At 67.8% G+C, this 14,631-nt stretch carries 17 protein-coding genes; 8 read left to right on the top strand and 9 right to left on the bottom strand.

Features of this window, described 5'->3' with window-relative positions; genetic code table 11:
• Nucleotide 1: 1 nt before the first annotated feature.
• Both DMO17_RS14890 and DMO17_RS14885 read right to left on the bottom strand, forming a co-directional pair.
• Nucleotides 2-790 (bottom strand): outer membrane protein OmpK, encoded by a 789-nt coding sequence (locus DMO17_RS14890; protein ID WP_110683276.1) that lies wholly within the window; start codon nucleotides 788-790, stop codon nucleotides 2-4.
• Nucleotides 791-831: 41 nt separating this feature from the next.
• On the bottom strand, nucleotides 832-1,782 hold the full coding sequence (locus DMO17_RS14885; RefSeq protein WP_110683275.1) for an adenosine deaminase: 951 nt from the start codon (nucleotides 1,780-1,782) through the stop codon (nucleotides 832-834).
• Nucleotides 1,783-1,915: 133 nt separating this feature from the next.
• Here DMO17_RS14885 and nfuA point away from each other — a divergent pair, with 133 nt between their 5' ends.
• Nucleotides 1,916-2,500 carry a Fe-S biogenesis protein NfuA gene (gene nfuA, locus DMO17_RS14880; protein WP_110683274.1) on the top strand — a complete coding sequence of 195 codons (585 nt, stop codon included), beginning with the start codon at nucleotides 1,916-1,918 and terminating at the stop codon, nucleotides 2,498-2,500.
• A gap of 47 nt (nucleotides 2,501-2,547) precedes the next feature.
• On the opposite strand, the gene DMO17_RS14875 is transcribed toward nfuA, so the two are convergent.
• The 4 genes from DMO17_RS14875 to DMO17_RS14860 all read right to left on the bottom strand — a co-directional run bounded on the left by DMO17_RS14875 (nucleotide 2,548) and on the right by DMO17_RS14860 (nucleotide 5,389).
• On the bottom strand, nucleotides 2,548-3,714 hold the full coding sequence (locus tag DMO17_RS14875) for an MFS transporter (protein WP_258371558.1): 1,167 nt from the start codon (nucleotides 3,712-3,714) through the stop codon (nucleotides 2,548-2,550).
• Nucleotides 3,715-3,721: 7 nt separating this feature from the next.
• Entirely contained in the window at nucleotides 3,722-3,967 is a 246-nt protein-coding gene (locus DMO17_RS14870) for a DUF1272 domain-containing protein (RefSeq protein ID WP_110683272.1), read from the bottom strand.
• A gap of 18 nt (nucleotides 3,968-3,985) precedes the next feature.
• Nucleotides 3,986-4,969, bottom strand: coding sequence for a GlxA family transcriptional regulator (locus DMO17_RS14865; protein ID WP_110683271.1), 984 nt, complete (start codon nucleotides 4,967-4,969; stop codon nucleotides 3,986-3,988).
• A 153-nt stretch (nucleotides 4,970-5,122) separates the two neighbouring features.
• Nucleotides 5,123-5,389, bottom strand: a complete 267-nt coding sequence (locus tag DMO17_RS14860) for a hypothetical protein (protein WP_110683270.1) — start codon at nucleotides 5,387-5,389, stop codon at nucleotides 5,123-5,125.
• Nucleotides 5,390-5,619: 230 nt separating this feature from the next.
• Here DMO17_RS14860 and DMO17_RS14855 point away from each other — a divergent pair, with 230 nt between their 5' ends.
• The 3 genes from DMO17_RS14855 to DMO17_RS14845 all read left to right on the top strand — a co-directional run bounded on the left by DMO17_RS14855 (nucleotide 5,620) and on the right by DMO17_RS14845 (nucleotide 7,688).
• Nucleotides 5,620-5,811: a PLDc N-terminal domain-containing protein gene (locus DMO17_RS14855; protein WP_110683269.1), complete on the top strand. Its 192-nt coding sequence runs from the start codon at nucleotides 5,620-5,622 to the stop codon at nucleotides 5,809-5,811.
• A gap of 103 nt (nucleotides 5,812-5,914) precedes the next feature.
• A complete protein-coding gene (gene speE, locus DMO17_RS14850; RefSeq protein WP_110683268.1) occupies nucleotides 5,915-6,775 on the top strand; it encodes a polyamine aminopropyltransferase in 861 nt (286 codons plus the stop codon).
• A gap of 112 nt (nucleotides 6,776-6,887) precedes the next feature.
• Complete coding sequence (locus tag DMO17_RS14845; RefSeq protein ID WP_110683267.1) at nucleotides 6,888-7,688, top strand: substrate-binding periplasmic protein; 801 nt, start codon at nucleotides 6,888-6,890, stop codon at nucleotides 7,686-7,688.
• A gap of 7 nt (nucleotides 7,689-7,695) precedes the next feature.
• Here the strand turns inward: DMO17_RS14845 and DMO17_RS20220 are convergent, their stop codons facing one another.
• Nucleotides 7,696-9,141 carry a methyl-accepting chemotaxis protein gene (locus DMO17_RS20220; protein WP_110683266.1) on the bottom strand — a complete coding sequence of 482 codons (1,446 nt, stop codon included), beginning with the start codon at nucleotides 9,139-9,141 and terminating at the stop codon, nucleotides 7,696-7,698.
• Nucleotides 9,142-9,435: 294 nt separating this feature from the next.
• On the opposite strand from DMO17_RS20220, the gene dnaX reads away from it, so the two are divergent.
• The 3 genes from dnaX to recR all read left to right on the top strand — a co-directional run bounded on the left by dnaX (nucleotide 9,436) and on the right by recR (nucleotide 12,639).
• Nucleotides 9,436-11,520: a DNA polymerase III subunit gamma/tau gene (gene dnaX / locus DMO17_RS14835; protein ID WP_110683265.1), complete on the top strand. Its 2,085-nt coding sequence runs from the start codon at nucleotides 9,436-9,438 to the stop codon at nucleotides 11,518-11,520.
• Between the two features lie 24 nt (nucleotides 11,521-11,544).
• Nucleotides 11,545-11,871, top strand: coding sequence for a YbaB/EbfC family nucleoid-associated protein (locus tag DMO17_RS14830; RefSeq protein WP_003240957.1), 327 nt, complete (start codon nucleotides 11,545-11,547; stop codon nucleotides 11,869-11,871).
• Between the two features lie 168 nt (nucleotides 11,872-12,039).
• Nucleotides 12,040-12,639: a recombination mediator RecR gene (recR, locus tag DMO17_RS14825; RefSeq protein WP_110683264.1), complete on the top strand. Its 600-nt coding sequence runs from the start codon at nucleotides 12,040-12,042 to the stop codon at nucleotides 12,637-12,639.
• A 1-nt stretch (nucleotide 12,640) separates the two neighbouring features.
• On the opposite strand, the gene DMO17_RS14820 is transcribed toward recR, so the two are convergent.
• Entirely contained in the window at nucleotides 12,641-13,114 is a 474-nt protein-coding gene (locus tag DMO17_RS14820; RefSeq protein WP_110683263.1) for a GNAT family N-acetyltransferase, read from the bottom strand.
• Nucleotides 13,108-13,548, bottom strand: a complete 441-nt coding sequence (locus tag DMO17_RS14815; RefSeq protein ID WP_110683262.1) for a rhodanese-like domain-containing protein — start codon at nucleotides 13,546-13,548, stop codon at nucleotides 13,108-13,110. Before DMO17_RS14815 ends, DMO17_RS14820 begins: the two co-directional genes overlap by 7 nt.
• 96 nt (nucleotides 13,549-13,644) lie before the next feature.
• On the opposite strand from DMO17_RS14815, the gene ftrA reads away from it, so the two are divergent.
• Entirely contained in the window at nucleotides 13,645-14,625 is a 981-nt protein-coding gene (gene ftrA, locus DMO17_RS14810) for a transcriptional regulator FtrA (protein WP_110683261.1), read from the top strand.
• Nucleotides 14,626-14,631: the final 6 nt, after the last annotated feature.

Genomic DNA, 14,631 nt, shown 5'->3' with positions numbered 1-14,631 from the left:
TTTAGAAATGCGCCTTGGCCAGGAAGCTGATGGCGCTCTGGTCGGTGCCGCCGAGGATTTCCGAACCGACGAAGCCGTCGTCGTCGATGCCGTACTTGTCGCTCCAGTAGTCGTACTCGACGCCCACATAGAAGCGCTTGCCCCAGCCCATGGCCTTGGCCAGGTCGTACTTGATCTGCGGGTTGAAATGCAGGTTGGCATGGTAGCTGTCGTCGTTGTCCACCACCCAGTCCATGAAGCCGTCGATCACCAGGTCCGAGTCGCCGACCGGGATGGTGTAGCTCCACACCGGGGTGATCTGCCAGACGTTGTCGCCGTCGCGGCGGCCATCGGTGGTGCGCAGGTAGGTGTTGAGCTGGAAGTAATCGAAGCCGGGGATGTTCAGATCCACGGCCGGGCCGAGCAGGTAGGACTCCACGTCGTCCTCGCCGAACTCGTAGGTGGCGGCCAGCAGCACATCCCTGACCGGGCCGAACGACAGGTCGGCACCGCTGAGCTTGCCCAGCGACAGGCGCGGGCTGATCTCGCCGTAGAAGGTGTGGCCGTCGCCGGCGCCGTTCTCGGCCTCGCCGTTGTACTTGATGGCATCGACGAAGATGAACAGGTCGCCGACGCTCCAGCCACTGGCATGCTCGAAGGTGATGGTCTGCTGCTTGTCCGGGTCGACGGTGAAGTCGGTGCCGTTGAGGTAGGTCAGGCTGTTGTCCTGCCATTGCAGCAGGTCGGCGGCCAGGGCCTGGCCGCTTGCGAGGGTAGCGGCCAGGCTCAGGCCGAGGGCGAAACGGGACATCTACAACTCCGGTTCTTGACTGGTTGGGCGAAAAAAGCGCGCTACTTTACCAGTCTTGCCTCGAGGCTGTTGCTGGCCAGACGGGCGGCCTGCTCGCGGGTCATGCCCAGGTCGCGCTCCAGGGCGGCGAAGTTCTCGCCGACGTAGCCGCCGAAGTAGGCCGGGTCGTCCGAGTTCACCGTCACCTTCACGCCGCGTTCGAGCATCTGCAGGATGTTGTGCTGGCGCATGTCGTCGAACACGCAGAGCTTGATGTTGGACAGCGGGCAGACGGTGAGCGGGATCTGCTCGTCGATGATGCGCTGCATCAGGCGCTCGTCCTCGCTTGCGCGCACGCCGTGGTCGATACGCTCGACCTTGAGCAGGTCCAGCGCCTCCCAGATGTACTCCGGCGGGCCTTCCTCGCCGGCGTGCGCTACCGCGTGCAAGCCTTCGCTGCGCGCCTTGGCGAACACGCGCTGGAACAGGCGCGGCGGGAAGCCTTGCTCCGAGCTGTCCAGGCCGACGGCGACGAAGGCGTCGCGGAACGGCATGGCCTGTTCCAGGGTCTTGAAGGCTGCTTCCTCGGGCAGGTGACGGAGGAAACTGAGAATCAGGCCATGGCTGATGCCGAGTTGTTTCTCGCCATCGACCAGCGCCTGCCGGATGCCGCGCAGCACCACCTCGAAGGGAATGCCGCGGTCGGTGTGGGTCTGCGGGTCGAAGAAGGGCTCGGTGTGGATGACGCCCTGTTCCTGGCACTTGAGCAGGTAGGCCCAGGTCAGGTCGTAGAAGTCCTGCTCGGTGCGCAGGACGTTGGCGCCCTGGTAGTAGAGGTCGAGGAACTCCTGCAGGTTGTTGAAGGCGTAGGCGCTGCGCAGGCTGTCCACGTCGGCCCAGGGCAGGGCGATCTTGTTGCGCTCGGCCAGGGCGAACAGCAGTTCAGGCTCTAGCGAACCCTCCAGGTGCAGGTGCAGCTCGGCCTTGGGCAGGGCGGTGATCCAGTCGGTCATGGCGGTCAACTCGGGGAAATCCAGAGTGCATTCTAGCGAACCCGGTGCTGGGAATTATTCCTACTAAAATGCTAGGACTTTATCCGGTAGGGGCTATTGGCGTACACTGGCGCCACGTTTGCGAGGAGTTGCCATGAGCGCCATCACCATTACCGACGCCGCCCACGATTACCTGTCCGACCTGCTGAAGAAGCAGAACACCACGGGCATCGGCATCCGCGTCTTCATCACCCAGCCCGGCACGCCCTACGCGGAAACCTGCATCGCCTACTGCAAGCCGGGCGAGCAGAAGCCGGAGGACACCGCCCTGGCGCTGAAGGAGTTCACCGCCTGGATCGACGCGGTCAGCGAGCCCTTCCTGGAAGACGCCGTGGTCGACTACGCCACCGACCGCATGGGTGGCCAGCTGACCATCAAGGCGCCGAATGCCAAGGTGCCGATGGTCAACGAGGACAGCCCGATCACCGAACGCATCAACTACTACCTGCAGACCGAGATCAACCCGGGCCTGGCCAGCCACGGCGGCCAGGTGACCCTGGTCGACGTGGTCGAGGAAGGTATCGCCGTGCTGCGTTTCGGCGGCGGCTGCCAGGGTTGCGGCCAGGCCGACTTCACCCTCAAGGAAGGCATCGAGAAGACCCTGCTGGAGCGCATCCCCGAACTCAAGGGCGTGCGTGACGTGACCGACCACAGCAACCGCGAGAACGCCTACTACTAAGCGTTCCCGGATGCAAAGAAAGGCGCCTGCGGGCGCCTTTCGTGTTTTTAGGCCGGCTGTACCTGCCTGCGTCCGCCGAGCAGCGCCAGCAAGGCCAGGCCCAGCAGCGGCAGCATGGCCAGGTTCACCGGGCTCCAGCCCAGGCCGCTGATCAGCGCGCCCGAGGCGAAAGAGGCGCAGGCTGCCACCGCGCCGTTGCCCAGTTCCATCAGGCCCTGGGCCTGGCCACGCTCGGCTGGGCTGTGGCCCTGGCCGAGCAGGGCGGTGCCGGCCACCAGCATCAGGTTCCAGCCCATACCTAGCAACAGCGAGGAGATCAGGAAGTGCGCCTGCTGCTGGCCGCTCGTGGCGATCAGCGCGCTGGCCACCAGCAGCGCTATGCCTATCTGCGCCACGCGCACGGCACCGAGGCGATCGACCAGCGGGCCGGCGACGAAGGCCGGCAGGAACATGCCGACCATGTGCCAGCGGATCACCTCGGCGCCGGCCGCCAGCGGCAGGCCGCAGAAGCTCATGGCCAGGGGCGTGGCGTTCATCACCAGGATCATCAGGCCGTGGCCGATAGCCGTGGTGGCGATGGCAGCGCGTACCAGTGGCCGGGCCAGCAGCTCGCGCATGGCCTGCAGGCCGCCGCTGTTGCCTGGCGGCAACGCGCCCTGGCGCAGGCCGGCGAGAAGAGGCAGGGCGAGGGCGGCCAGGGCGGCGAGCGCCAGGTAGGCGCCGACGAAGGGCGTGGCCAGGGCGTCGCGCGCCCACAGGGTCAGCTCCGGCGTCAGCAGCGCGGCCAGCAGGCCGCCACCGACGACCCAGGCGGTGGCACGGCCCTTGTGGGCGTCGTCCACGGCCTCCAGCGCGGCGAAGCGGTAGTACATGGCTGAGGCCTGGTACGGGCCGAGGATGAGCGCGCCCAGGCAGAACAGCCAGAAGTCTGCCAGCCACACGCCGGCGGCGCTGAGCAGGCCGCCGGCCACACCGGCAGTGGCGCCCAGCAGCAGCCCGGCGCGGCGCCCGCGGCGCTGCATAAAGCCCGACAGCGGCTGGGTCGTCAGCAGGTAGCCGAGCACCAGCAGGGCCAGCGGCAGGGTGGCCAGGGCGTTGGCCGGTGCCAGTTGCAGGCCGACCAGCGAGGTCAGGGTCACGCCGATCAGGGTGCAGCTCCAGAACAGGCCCTGGGCGAGGAACAGGCGCAGCAGGGTGGGGTTGCGCAGTAGCAGCATGGCGTCAGTCTCGTGGGCAGCCGGCGGGCTTGAAGGTGCGTTCGGTGCTGGCGGGAAAGCGCGCCAGCTTGTCCGCCGGGCGCCGCGGGCGTTGCAGCAGCTCGCCGCCGCAATTCGGGCAGCGGCCATGCAGGCGCGACTGCGCGCAGTTGCGGCAGAAGGTGCATTCGAAGGAGCAGATCAGCGCATCCGGGCTTCCGGGCGGCAGATCGCGGTCGCAGCATTCGCAGCCGGGGCGCAGTTCGAGCATGGTGGTTCTCCGTGGCGTTCAGGCGAAACGTTCGGCGTAGTCCTGCGGGCTGACCGACAGGTGCTTGTGGAAGGTGCGGCGCAGGTTCTCCGGGTGGCGGAAGCCGGTCAGCCGCGCCACCGTGCCGATCGAGGCGCCGCTGTCCTGCAGCAGGCCGCGCGCGGCCTCCAGGCGCAACTGCTCGACGTAGCGCCCCGGGCCCACGCCCAGCTCCTGGACGAACAGGCGCGACAGGCTGCGGGTCGACAGGTTGGCGCGCGCCGCCAGGGCCTCCAGCGACAGGTCGGCGGCCAGGTTCTGCGCCATCCATTCGAGCAGGCCGAGCAGGCGCGGCGTGCGGCTGGCGTCCGGGGCGAGCAGGGCGCTGAATTGCGCCTGGCCGCCGGGGCGGCGGAGGAACATCACCAGGCGCCGGGCCACGGCCAGAGCCAGCGGGCGGCCGAGGTCGGCCTCGACCAGCGCCAGGGCCAGGTCGATGCCGGCGGTGACCCCGGCCGAGGTGAAGACATGGGCGTCGCCGTCGCGGCCATCGGGGTCGTAGGTGTGCAGGCGGTCGCCGTCCACCTCGATGCGCGGGTGGCGGCGCAGCGCCGGCACGTCGGCCCAGTGGGTGGTGGCGCGGCGGCCGTCGAGCAGGCCGGCGGCGGCCAGGATCAGGGCGCCGGAGCACACCGAGCCGAGTCGGCGTACCTGCGGTTCGGCGGTGCGCAGCCAGTCCAGCAGCGGCCGGTTGGCGCACTGCGCGGTCTCGCCCAGGCCGCCGGGAATCAGCAGGGTGTCCAGCTCGGCCGGGTCGCAGTCGCGCCAGGCGCGCTCGGCCACCAGCTGGAAGCCGGCGGAAGTGGTCATGGGACCGGCCTGCTCGCCCAGCACCAGCAGGCGATAGGCCTCGGCCTGGCCCAGGCGGCGCAGCTCGACGTTGGCCGAGGCGAACACCTGCAGCGGTCCGCTGACGTCCAGGCTCATCACGTCCGGGTAGAGCAGGCTGGCGATGGTTCTCATGGCGCATCCTCGGGGAAGTGGATGCAGTCTGCGCCCGCCGGCCTATGGCAACAAGGACAACAACCCCACAGATATAGACAGGCGCGCGCCAGAAAAGCCAAACCCCCTCGCCATGTGGCAGAGGGGGTTTTGGGGGCGGCAGGCCGGGTGGACTTACTCGGGCATGCTCCACGGATCCAGCGCGTAGCCCTGGCGGCTGATCTGCTCGCGGGACTGGGTCAGGACGTCGGCCAGCTGGGCCGGGTCGGCATAGGTGCGGCTGTCCAGCTGCGCCTGGCCGAGGCGGCGGTTGGTGCGGTCGATCACCGCCAGGGTGATCACCCCGGTGCCGTCCTGGGGTTGCCAGGCGACGCACTGGAACGGCTGGAAGGCGCGGCCGGCGATGAGCAGAGCTTCGTTGACGCGGAGCGAGGTGTTCATGGGTCTGTTCTCCAAGAGTGCCCAATGTGCGATCTGGCCAGCGAAAGCACTGAATTGCCGTGGCCTGTGTTGAATGGATGGCGAAACCTGACCTTGGAGTCACATGCTGTCGTAAAAACATAGAAATATGTCGCATGTCGTCGTTTTGACGGCTGTTTTGCCTGCTCATGGAACGTCCCGGCATCAGCGTTATCCTAAAAGGCGTGAACCATCCACACAGGAGTGTCCCCATGGGTTCCACCATCAGCGGCCTGCTTAGCCTGGCCATCCTCGCCCTGGACATCTGGGCGATCATCAACGTGGTGAAGAGCAGCGCGGAAACCGGGATGAAGATCCTCTGGGTGCTGCTGATCGTCCTCCTGCCGGTGCTCGGCCTGATCATCTGGGCCCTGGCCGGGCCACGCGGCAACGTGCGCCTGTGAACGGCGGCGGGTGGAGCCCGCCGCCGGTTGTCCTTACAATGCGCGCCTTTTCATGGGCGGGCGCTGGTCCGTCCCAAACCACCAGCGACGACGGGGGCTACCCATGAGCGACTACCAGGAAACTCTCTACGACGGCTACGGCCAGCGCTTTCGCATGGACCGCCTGCTGCACGAGGTGCGCACCGAGCACCAGCACCTGGTGATCTTCGAGAATGCCCGCATGGGCCGGGTGATGGCGCTGGACGGGGTGATCCAGACCACCGAGGCCGACGAGTTCATCTACCACGAGATGCTCACCCATGTGCCGATCCTCGCCCATGGTGCGGCCAAGCGCGTGCTGATCATCGGCGGCGGCGACGGCGGCATGCTGCGCGAGGTGCGCAAGCACCGCAGCGTGGAGAGCATCACCATGGTCGAGATCGACGGTACCGTGGTGGAGATGTGCAAGGAGTTCCTGCCCAAGCACAGCTGCGGCGCCTATGAGGATCCGCGTCTGAACCTGGTGATCGACGACGGTATGAACTTCGTGGCGACCACCGCGGAGAAGTTCGACGTGATCATCTCCGACTCCACCGACCCGATCGGCCCGGGCGAGGTGCTGTTCTCCGAGAACTTCTACCAGGCCTGCCGGCGTTGCCTGAACGAGGGTGGCATCCTGGTCACCCAGAACGGCACGCCCTTCATGCAGCTCGGTGAAGTGCAGACCACCGCCAGCCGCATGGACGGCCTGTTCGCCGACTGGCACTTCTACATGGCCGCGGTGCCGACCTATATCGGCGGCAGCATGACCTTCGCCTGGGGAGCCACCGACCCCGAGTACCGCAAGTTGCCGCTGGAGACCCTGCGCCAGCGTTTTGCCGGCAGCGGCATCGTCACCCGCTACTACAACCCGGAGATCCACCAGGGCGCCTTCGCCCTGCCGCAGTACGTGCTGCACGCGGTGAACAAGCCGAGCAACGACTGACCGCAGGTCCCATGACAGAAGCCGGCGCAATGCCGGCTTCGACGTTTTCGGGCCACGGTGGACGGCGCCAGCCGCAGGCTCCATGCTTAGGCTGAGGTTTGAGGATCCGGGTATGTCGGTACGGCGTCTGTCCATTCTGCTGTTGATCTTTCTGTGCACCGGGCCGCTGTCCGCCGAGCAGCGGTCGCAGCTGCGGCTGTGCTACGAGCTTGGCGGGTTGCCGCCCTATGCCAGTTCCGCCGCACCGATCGAGCAGCCCGGCCTGATCATCGAGTTGATCCAGCAGGCCGCGCAGCAGGCCGGGCTGAGCCTGAAACTGCACCAGGAGCCCTGGAAGCGTTGCGTCCATCAAGTGCAGCAGGGGCACAGCGACGGCCTGTTCATCGCCGTCTGGCAGGCGGATCGCGATGCCTGGGGCCACTTCCCCGGGCGCGATGCGCTGGCCGGCACGCCGGTCAATAGCGCTCAGCGCCTGTGGCGGGTCGAGTACCCGGTCATCGTGCGCAGCGACGCCACGCTGCAGTGGGATGGACGACAGTTCACCGGTGTGCGGCATGGCGTCGGTGCACCGCTGGGCTATGTCGTCGCTCAGCGCCTGCGCGAGCTGGGCGTGCTGTCCAGCGAGTCGCTGGCGCCGGCCAAGGCGCTCAAGCTGGTGGCAGCGGGGCGCCTGGATGGCTATGTGCTGGAACGCGAGATTGCCCAGGAGCTGATCGAGAGCCAGCAGCTGGAGGGGCAGCTGATGTTCCTGCCCCAGCCCCTGCTGGTCACCGAGTGGTATCTGCCGCTCTCGCACCAGTTCTACGCTGCCCATCCGGCGCAGGCCGAGGCCCTGTGGCAGGCCCTGGCCGAGCAGCGCGAGCGCCTGGGGGCGGAACTGGCGCGGCGCTATTTGCGTCAGCCGCCGCCCTGACGGTGTCTTATGGTTGTGCGGCCACCCGCTGGTGCAGCTGTTGCGACAGCTGATCCAGGCGTTCGCCGAGCACGACCAGTGATTCCTGTGCCTCCAGCAGTTCGGCGCTGGCCTGGCGCTGGCGCTGGCTGGCTTCGCGCTGGGCGGCGCTGTTGTCGCGTACCTGGGCCAACTGGCGATGGGCCTGGTCCAGTGCCTGGCTGTGCTGCAGGATGGCGCCCGACAAGTTGGCGGTCAGCGCGGCGTTTTCGCTCAGCGCCAGACCCACATCGCTGACTTGCTCGGCGCCGGTATTGACGATCTGCTCTGACTGGACCAGCACGTTCTGCACCGTGTCGGCGGTCTGGTTGCTGCGCTGCGACAGCGAGCGCACCTCGTCGGCCACCACGGCGAAGCCGCGGCCGTGCTCGCCGGCGCGCGCCGCCTCGATGGCCGCGTTGAGCGCCAGCAGGTTGGTCTGCTGGGCGATGGCGCTGATCATCTGCATGGACTCGGCGATGCGCTGGTTGCTGGCCTGGATCGCCTGCATGCTGTCCTGGGCCTGCTGCATGCGGCTGGCGCAGGTGTTGACCTGGCCGCTGCTGTGCTGGGTGTCCTGGCTCAGCTGCTGCATGTGCGCGGTGCTTGCGGCCAGGTGCTGCAGGACATCCTGCACTGCCAGGTCGAGCTGGTGCATGGCGTCGGCCTGCTGCTGCACGTCGCCGTCGATGCTCTGGCAGCGCTGGCGCATGCTGTCGAGGGTGCGGTAGAGCTGCTGCGACAGCTGGCGCAGGTCGCCGGCGCTTTGGCGCACCTCGTCGAGCAGGCTGGCCAGCTGCTGGCTGCCGGCGGTGGCGGCCTTGCCGACCCGTTCCGCCTCCTCCAGGTGCTGCTGGGCGCCGTCCAGCGCCTGCTGGCGCACCCGTGCGCTGTACCACTGGGCCATCCACATGGTGAGTACCGGCAGCAGGTAGCCCGAGTACTCGTTGACCAGGGCATCGCGTGGGCTCAGCTCGAACTGCGGCAGGCTGGCGCCGGAGCGGTCCAGGCGGATCAGCCAGAACACGAACAGCAGCTGCAGCAGGCTCCAGAAGGCTGCACTGCGCCCGCCCAGCAGCAGGTAGGCGAAGCCGATCACCACCAGCGGCCAGAAGATATGCGCCGAATGCAGGCCGCCGAGGTGATAGACCAGCACCATCGCGTAGCTGCTGATCAGCGCCATGGCCAGGTTGGCCGTGGCGCACGCCGGCAGCCAGGCGTTGCGCAGCACCAGCATCGCCAGCGGCATGCCGACGATCAACAGGAAGGAGCCCTGCATCAGGGCGTCATTGCCCAGGCGGCCCCATTTGATGCCGCTATACAGGCCGATGACCAGGCCGCACAGGCAGAAGAAGGCAAGCATGCGGCTGAGCAGCTGCTCACCAGGAGCCAGCTCGGTTTGCGGCATGAAAGTGGCCAATAGACCTTGTTGCATGGAGATGGACTCCGTTTCTTGTAGGTTGCCGAGTGTTTCGGCGTCACGAGGAATGACTTGAATGCTGGCAAAAAGCCTTCAGGCAGATTACCTAGTCAATTACCCGGCGACGACTCCCTGGCGACGAGCGACCGGTAAAGGCTTCGACAATGGCCGATTTGCCATGCAGCCTGGCGTCAGCGCCTTGCAAGCAGCCTCACCAGAATGCCGACAGCCTGGGGATTGCGCGGATGCAATTTGCCCGGTGCTCCGCTAGGATTAGCCCCTTCTGCTTCCCAGCTGCGACGGTTTTCGATGAGTTATCAGGTCCTTGCACGTAAATGGCGTCCGCGCTCGTTCCGCGAAATGGTCGGCCAGACCCATGTGCTCAAGGCCCTGATCAACGCGCTGGACAGCCAGCGCCTGCACCACGCCTACCTGTTCACCGGCACCCGCGGGGTGGGCAAGACCACCATCGCGCGAATCATCGCCAAGTGCCTGAACTGCGAGACCGGCATCAGCTCCACGCCCTGCGGCACCTGCTCGGTGTGCCGGGAGATCGACGAGGGCCGCTTCGTCGACCTGATCGAGGTGGACGCCGCGAGCCGCACCAAGGTCGAGGACACTCGCGAGCTGCTGGAGAACGTGCAATACGCGCCGAGCCGTGGGCGCTACAAGGTCTACCTGATCGACGAAGTGCACATGCTCTCCACGCACTCGTTCAACGCGCTGCTCAAGACCCTCGAAGAGCCGCCGCCCCACGTCAAGTTCCTGCTCGCCACCACCGACCCGCAGAAGCTGCCGGTCACCATCCTCTCGCGCTGCCTGCAGTTCTCCCTGAAGAACATGCCGCCGGAGCGGGTGGTCGAGCACCTGACCCACGTGCTGAGCGCCGAGAGCGTGCCCTTCGAGGAAGACGCCCTGTGGCTGCTCGGCCGCGCCGCCGACGGCTCGATGCGCGACGCCATGAGCCTGACCGACCAGGCCATTGCCTTCGGTGAAGGCAAGGTACTGGCTGCCGATGTGCGCTCGATGCTCGGTACTCTTGATCACGGCCAGGTCTACGGCGTGCTGCATGCGTTGCTGGAGGGCGATGCCCGTGCGCTGCTCGAAGCGGTGCGCCACCTGGCCGAGCAGGGGCCGGACTGGAATGGCGTGCTCTCGGAAATGCTCAATGTGCTGCACCGCGTGGCCATCGCTCAGGCCTTGCCGGAAGCGGTGGACAACGGCCAGGGCGACCGCGACAAGGTACTGGCCCTGGCTCAGGCGCTGCCGGCCGAGGATGTGCAGTTTTACTACCAGATGGGCCTGATCGGCCGCCGTGATCTGCCGCTGGCGCCGGACCCGCGCGGCGGCTTCGAGATGGTGCTGCTGCGCATGCTGGCGTTCCGTCCGGCCGATGCCGACGGGGCGCCGAGGTCACCTTTAAAGGATCTGGGGATCAGCAAGGCCACCGCTGATTCCAGCCAGACCCCGGTGGCCGGTGTGGCCCCCATGGCTGCGCCGGCCGCTATCGTTGCTCCGGTTGCTCCAGCTGTTGCGCCAGCCGCGCCGGCACCCCAGCCTGTGGTGGCTCCGGCTCCGGCTCCGGCTCCGGCTCCGGCTCCGGCTCCGGCTCCTGAGGCCGTTGCACCGCTCGCAGCCATTGCCGAGGTTCCCGCTGCCGCGCCGGTCATCGCCTCCGTCGCGCCTGTGGCCGAGGTCGCGCAGCCGGTCGATCTGCCCTGGGAGGCGCCTGTGCCGCAGCAACCGGTGCAGGTTGCCGAGCCCGTCGCACAGCTTGCCGAGCCGCCTGCTGTGGCTCCTGCCGCTGTCGCCGTGCCGGCCGGGCCGGCTCCGGCTGTTCAGACTCCCGTCGTGGCTGCGGTCGAGGAGGGTGATGACGACGAGCCACCGCCCGGCGACTACGACTACTACGAGGCCGACGCCGACAGCCTCGATTACGATTTCGATGCCCCGGCCCAGCCCGAGGCCCAAGTGGCCGAGCCGCTGCCGGCCGCGCAACCCGCTACCGGTCTGGCCGCCGAGTGGCTCGACCTGTTCCCGCGCCTGGGCCTGTCCGGCATGACCGGCAGCATTGGCGCCAACTGCACCCTGGTCGAGGCCGACGGCAACGACTGGCTGCTGCACCTAGACCCGGCGCACAGCGCGCTGTTCAATGCCACCCAGCAGCGTCGCCTGAACGAGGCGCTCAATCAGCATCTGGGGCGCAGCCTGAACCTGCGCATCGAGCTACTGCGTCCCGAGCAGGAGACTCCGGCCCAGGCTGCCGCACGCAAGCGCGCCGAGCGTCAGCGCCTGGCCGAGCAGTCGATCCACGGCGACCCGCTGGTGCAGCAGATGATTCAACAGTTCGGGGCGAGCATTCGCCCCGACTCCATCGAACCCCTGACTCCCTGAGTCGATTAGCCGAGGAACACCATCATGATGAAAGGTGGCATGGCGGGCCTGATGAAGCAGGCCCAGCAGATGCAGGAAAAGATGCAGAAGATGCAGGAAGAACTGGCCAACGCCGAAGTCACCGGCCAGTCCGGCGCCGGCCTGGTGAGCGTGGTGATGACCGGTCGCCACGATGTCAAGCGCATCACCCTGGACGACAGCCTGATGCAGGAAGACAAGGAAGTGCTGGAAGACCTGATCGCCGCGGCGGTGAACGACGCGGTGCGCAAGGTCGAGCAGAACAGCCAGGAGAAGATGGCCGGCATGACTGCAGGCATGCAGCTCCCGCCCGGTTTCAAGATGCCGTTCTAAACCGTTTCGTAGGGTGGATAACCGCGTAGCGTTATCCACCTCACGGGTGGAAAGGCCTGTGGCCATTTTCCCCTAGACACGGCAGTCCCGTAGCCCGGATGCAATCCGGGAAAGCCTAATGCGATGTTCCCCCGGATTGCATCCGGGCTACATGTCCGTAGGAGTTCCATGAGCTTCAGCCCGCTGATCCGCCAACTGATCGATTCGCTGCGCCTGCTGCCCGGTGTCGGGCAGAAGACCGCGCAGCGCATGGCCCTGCAGCTGCTGGAGCGCGACCGCAGCGGCGGCATGCGCCTGTCGCAGGCGCTGGCGGCGGCCATGGAGGGGGTGGGGCACTGCAAGCGCTGCCGCACCCTGAGCGAGGACGAGCTGTGCCCGCAATGCAGCGACCCGCGCCGCGACGACTCGCTGCTGTGCGTGGTGGAGGGGCCGCTGGACGTGTTCGCGGTCGAGCAGACCGGCTACCGCGGGCGCTATTTCGTGCTCAAGGGCCACCTCTCGCCGCTGGACGGTCTGGGCCCGGAGGCCATCGGCATTCCCGAGCTGCTGGCGCATATCGGCGCCAGCCAGTTCAGCGAGGTGATCCTCGCCACCAACCCGACGGTGGAGGGCGAGGCCACGGCCCACTACATCGCGCAGATGCTGGCGGGCAAGAACATCGTGCTGTCGCGCATTGCTCACGGCGTGCCGCTGGGCGGCGAGCTGGAGCTGGTCGACGGTGGCACCCTGGCCCACGCCCTGGCCGGGCGCCGGCCGATCTCCGGTTGATTCAGCCGCGCGCCAGCGCCTGCAGTGCGGCGTCGTCCATCGCGTAGGCGATCCATTTCTCTACCCGGCGCCCGCCCAGGCGCTGGTAGAAGGCTTCCGCGCGGCTATTGCCGGCCAGCACATCCCAGTGCAGGCGTCCGGCGCCTTGCTCCAGCCCCCATTGCACCAGTGCGCCCAGCAGCTGCCGGCCCAGATTCTGTGAGCGCCAGTGCGCTGTCACATACAGCTCCTTGAGGCGCACGGTCGGACGCAGGTCGTAGGTGAAGGGGACGAGCAGCGCCACGGCATAGCCATGCAACTCGCCATCGGCGTCGGCGACGAAGATCCGGCACTGCGCCGCAGGGCCGAAGGCGCGCTGCACCAGCGCCTCTTCATCCACGGCGAACTCCGCCAGGTAATCCTCGAGGGCCGCCAGCTCGCGCATCAGTGCCAGCAGCGCCGGCACGTCTGTCTCGGTGGCCGTGCGGATCAGCATGCGCAGGCGATGCCCGGCTGGGCCTTGGCCTGTGCGGCGCCATCGCCGCCGACCAGGCTCAGGCCCTCGTCGAGCCAGCCGGTGACGCCGCCGAGCATCTCCTTCACCGCGTAGCCGAGGCTCGCCAGGCGCACGGCCGCGCGGTGCACGCCGTTGCAGTGCGGGCCGGCGCAGTAGACGACGAACAGGGTGTCGCGGGGAAACTCGGCCATGCGCTCGGCGCTCATCAGGCGGTGCGGGATGTTGATGGCGCCCGGCACATGGCCGGCGGCGTAGGCGGCCTCGCCGCGCACATCGACCAGCACGAAGTCGACCTGACCCTCCTGCTGGCTGACGTGGACGTCCGAGCAGTCGGTCTCGAAGGCCAGGCGCTGGCTGAAATGCATCAGCGCGACGGCGGATGTGGCAGCGGGGATGTAGCTGACCAGGCTCATGGTGGAACTCCTCGTGGTGGTGGATGGCGCCACTGTATGAGCCGCCACGACTCGGCTACAGTGGCGGCTCGGACAGGTATCGGAAATTTTCCGCCAATGCGCAACGATCCCGGCCTGGTGGCCATCCTCGCCTACGACGGCCTGTGCACCTTCGAGTTCGGCATCGCCGTGGAGATCTTCGGCCTGCCGCGGCCGGAGTTCGACTTTCCCTGGTATCGCCACCGCATCGTCGGCCTGGACCAGGGACCGATGCGCGCCATGGGCGGCATCCAGGTGCTGGCCGATGCCGGCCTGGAGGTCCTGGCCGAGGCCCGCACCATCGTCATTCCCGGCTGGCGCGACCGCGCCGAGCGGCCGCCACCGGCACTGCTGCAGGCCCTGCGCGAGGCCCACGGGCGCGGCGCGCGGCTGCTGTCGATCTGCTCCGGGGTATTCGTCCTGGCCGCCAGCGGCCTGCTCGACGGCCGGCGCGCCACTACTCACTGGCGCTACGCCGAGGAGCTGGCGCGGCGCTACCCGAACGTCGAGGTAGACCCGCAGGTGCTCTACGTCGACGCCGGCCAGCTGATCAGCTCGGCGGGCAGCGCCGCCGGCATCGACGCCTGCCTGCACCTGGTGGCGCGGGACTTCGGCAACCAGGTGGCCAACCGCGTGGCCCAGCGCCTGGTGATGGCGCCGCAGCGCGCCGGCGGCCAGGCGCAGTTCATTCCCGCGCCGGTGGCGCACTCGGCGCGGCACGACCTGTCCGCTCTGCTGGAGTGGGCGCGCCAGCGCCTCGACCAGCCGCTGGAAGTGAGCCAGCTGGCGCGGCGCATGGCGATGAGCGAGCGCACCTTTCTGCGTCGCTTCGCTGCTGCCACCGGCATGGCGCCCAAGGCTTGGCTGCAGCACGAGCGCCTGGCCCGTGCCCGCGAGCTGCTGGAAGGCGGCACGCAGAGCGTCGAGCGCATCGCCGAGCAGTGTGGCTATCGCACCGTGGAGAGCTTTCGGGTTGCCTTCCGCAACCACCTGGGAGTGCCGCCGAGCGCCTACCGCGAGCGTTTTGGTCAACGAGGGAGAGCCCCGCAGGGACGCTAGGCGCGA

The organism is Aquipseudomonas alcaligenes (genome assembly GCF_003205495.1).
Lineage (GTDB): Bacteria > Pseudomonadota > Gammaproteobacteria > Pseudomonadales > Pseudomonadaceae > Aquipseudomonas > Aquipseudomonas alcaligenes_B.
The sequence above is the reverse complement of the archived record's forward strand: the minus strand, read 5'-3'. Positions and strand labels throughout refer to the sequence as shown.

Bases quoted from the DNA above. Each gene is read 5' to 3' on its own strand.
- DMO17_RS14845 (WP_110683267.1), top strand. From the start codon at position 6,888: ATGTCGGTACGGCGTCTGTCCATTCTGCTGTTGATCTTTCTGTGCACC.
- DMO17_RS14855 (WP_110683269.1), top strand. From the start codon at position 5,620: ATGGGTTCCACCATCAGCGGCCTGCTTAGCCTGGCCATCCTCGCCCTG.
- DMO17_RS14865 (WP_110683271.1), bottom strand. From the start codon at position 4,969: ATGAGAACCATCGCCAGCCTGCTCTACCCGGACGTGATGAGCCTGGAC.
- DMO17_RS20220 (WP_110683266.1), bottom strand. From the start codon at position 9,141: ATGCAACAAGGTCTATTGGCCACTTTCATGCCGCAAACCGAGCTGGCT.
- recR (WP_110683264.1), top strand. From the start codon at position 12,040: ATGAGCTTCAGCCCGCTGATCCGCCAACTGATCGATTCGCTGCGCCTG.
- DMO17_RS14885 (WP_110683275.1), bottom strand. From the start codon at position 1,782: ATGACCGACTGGATCACCGCCCTGCCCAAGGCCGAGCTGCACCTGCAC.
- DMO17_RS14830 (WP_003240957.1), top strand. From the start codon at position 11,545: ATGATGAAAGGTGGCATGGCGGGCCTGATGAAGCAGGCCCAGCAGATG.
- DMO17_RS14890 (WP_110683276.1), bottom strand. From the start codon at position 790: ATGTCCCGTTTCGCCCTCGGCCTGAGCCTGGCCGCTACCCTCGCAAGC.
- dnaX (WP_110683265.1), top strand. From the start codon at position 9,436: ATGAGTTATCAGGTCCTTGCACGTAAATGGCGTCCGCGCTCGTTCCGC.
- nfuA (WP_110683274.1), top strand. From the start codon at position 1,916: ATGAGCGCCATCACCATTACCGACGCCGCCCACGATTACCTGTCCGAC.
- DMO17_RS14860 (WP_110683270.1), bottom strand. From the start codon at position 5,389: ATGAACACCTCGCTCCGCGTCAACGAAGCTCTGCTCATCGCCGGCCGC.
- ftrA (WP_110683261.1), top strand. From the start codon at position 13,645: ATGCGCAACGATCCCGGCCTGGTGGCCATCCTCGCCTACGACGGCCTG.
- speE (WP_110683268.1), top strand. From the start codon at position 5,915: ATGAGCGACTACCAGGAAACTCTCTACGACGGCTACGGCCAGCGCTTT.
- DMO17_RS14820 (WP_110683263.1), bottom strand. From the start codon at position 13,114: ATGCTGATCCGCACGGCCACCGAGACAGACGTGCCGGCGCTGCTGGCA.
- DMO17_RS14815 (WP_110683262.1), bottom strand. From the start codon at position 13,548: ATGAGCCTGGTCAGCTACATCCCCGCTGCCACATCCGCCGTCGCGCTG.
- DMO17_RS14870 (WP_110683272.1), bottom strand. From the start codon at position 3,967: ATGCTCGAACTGCGCCCCGGCTGCGAATGCTGCGACCGCGATCTGCCG.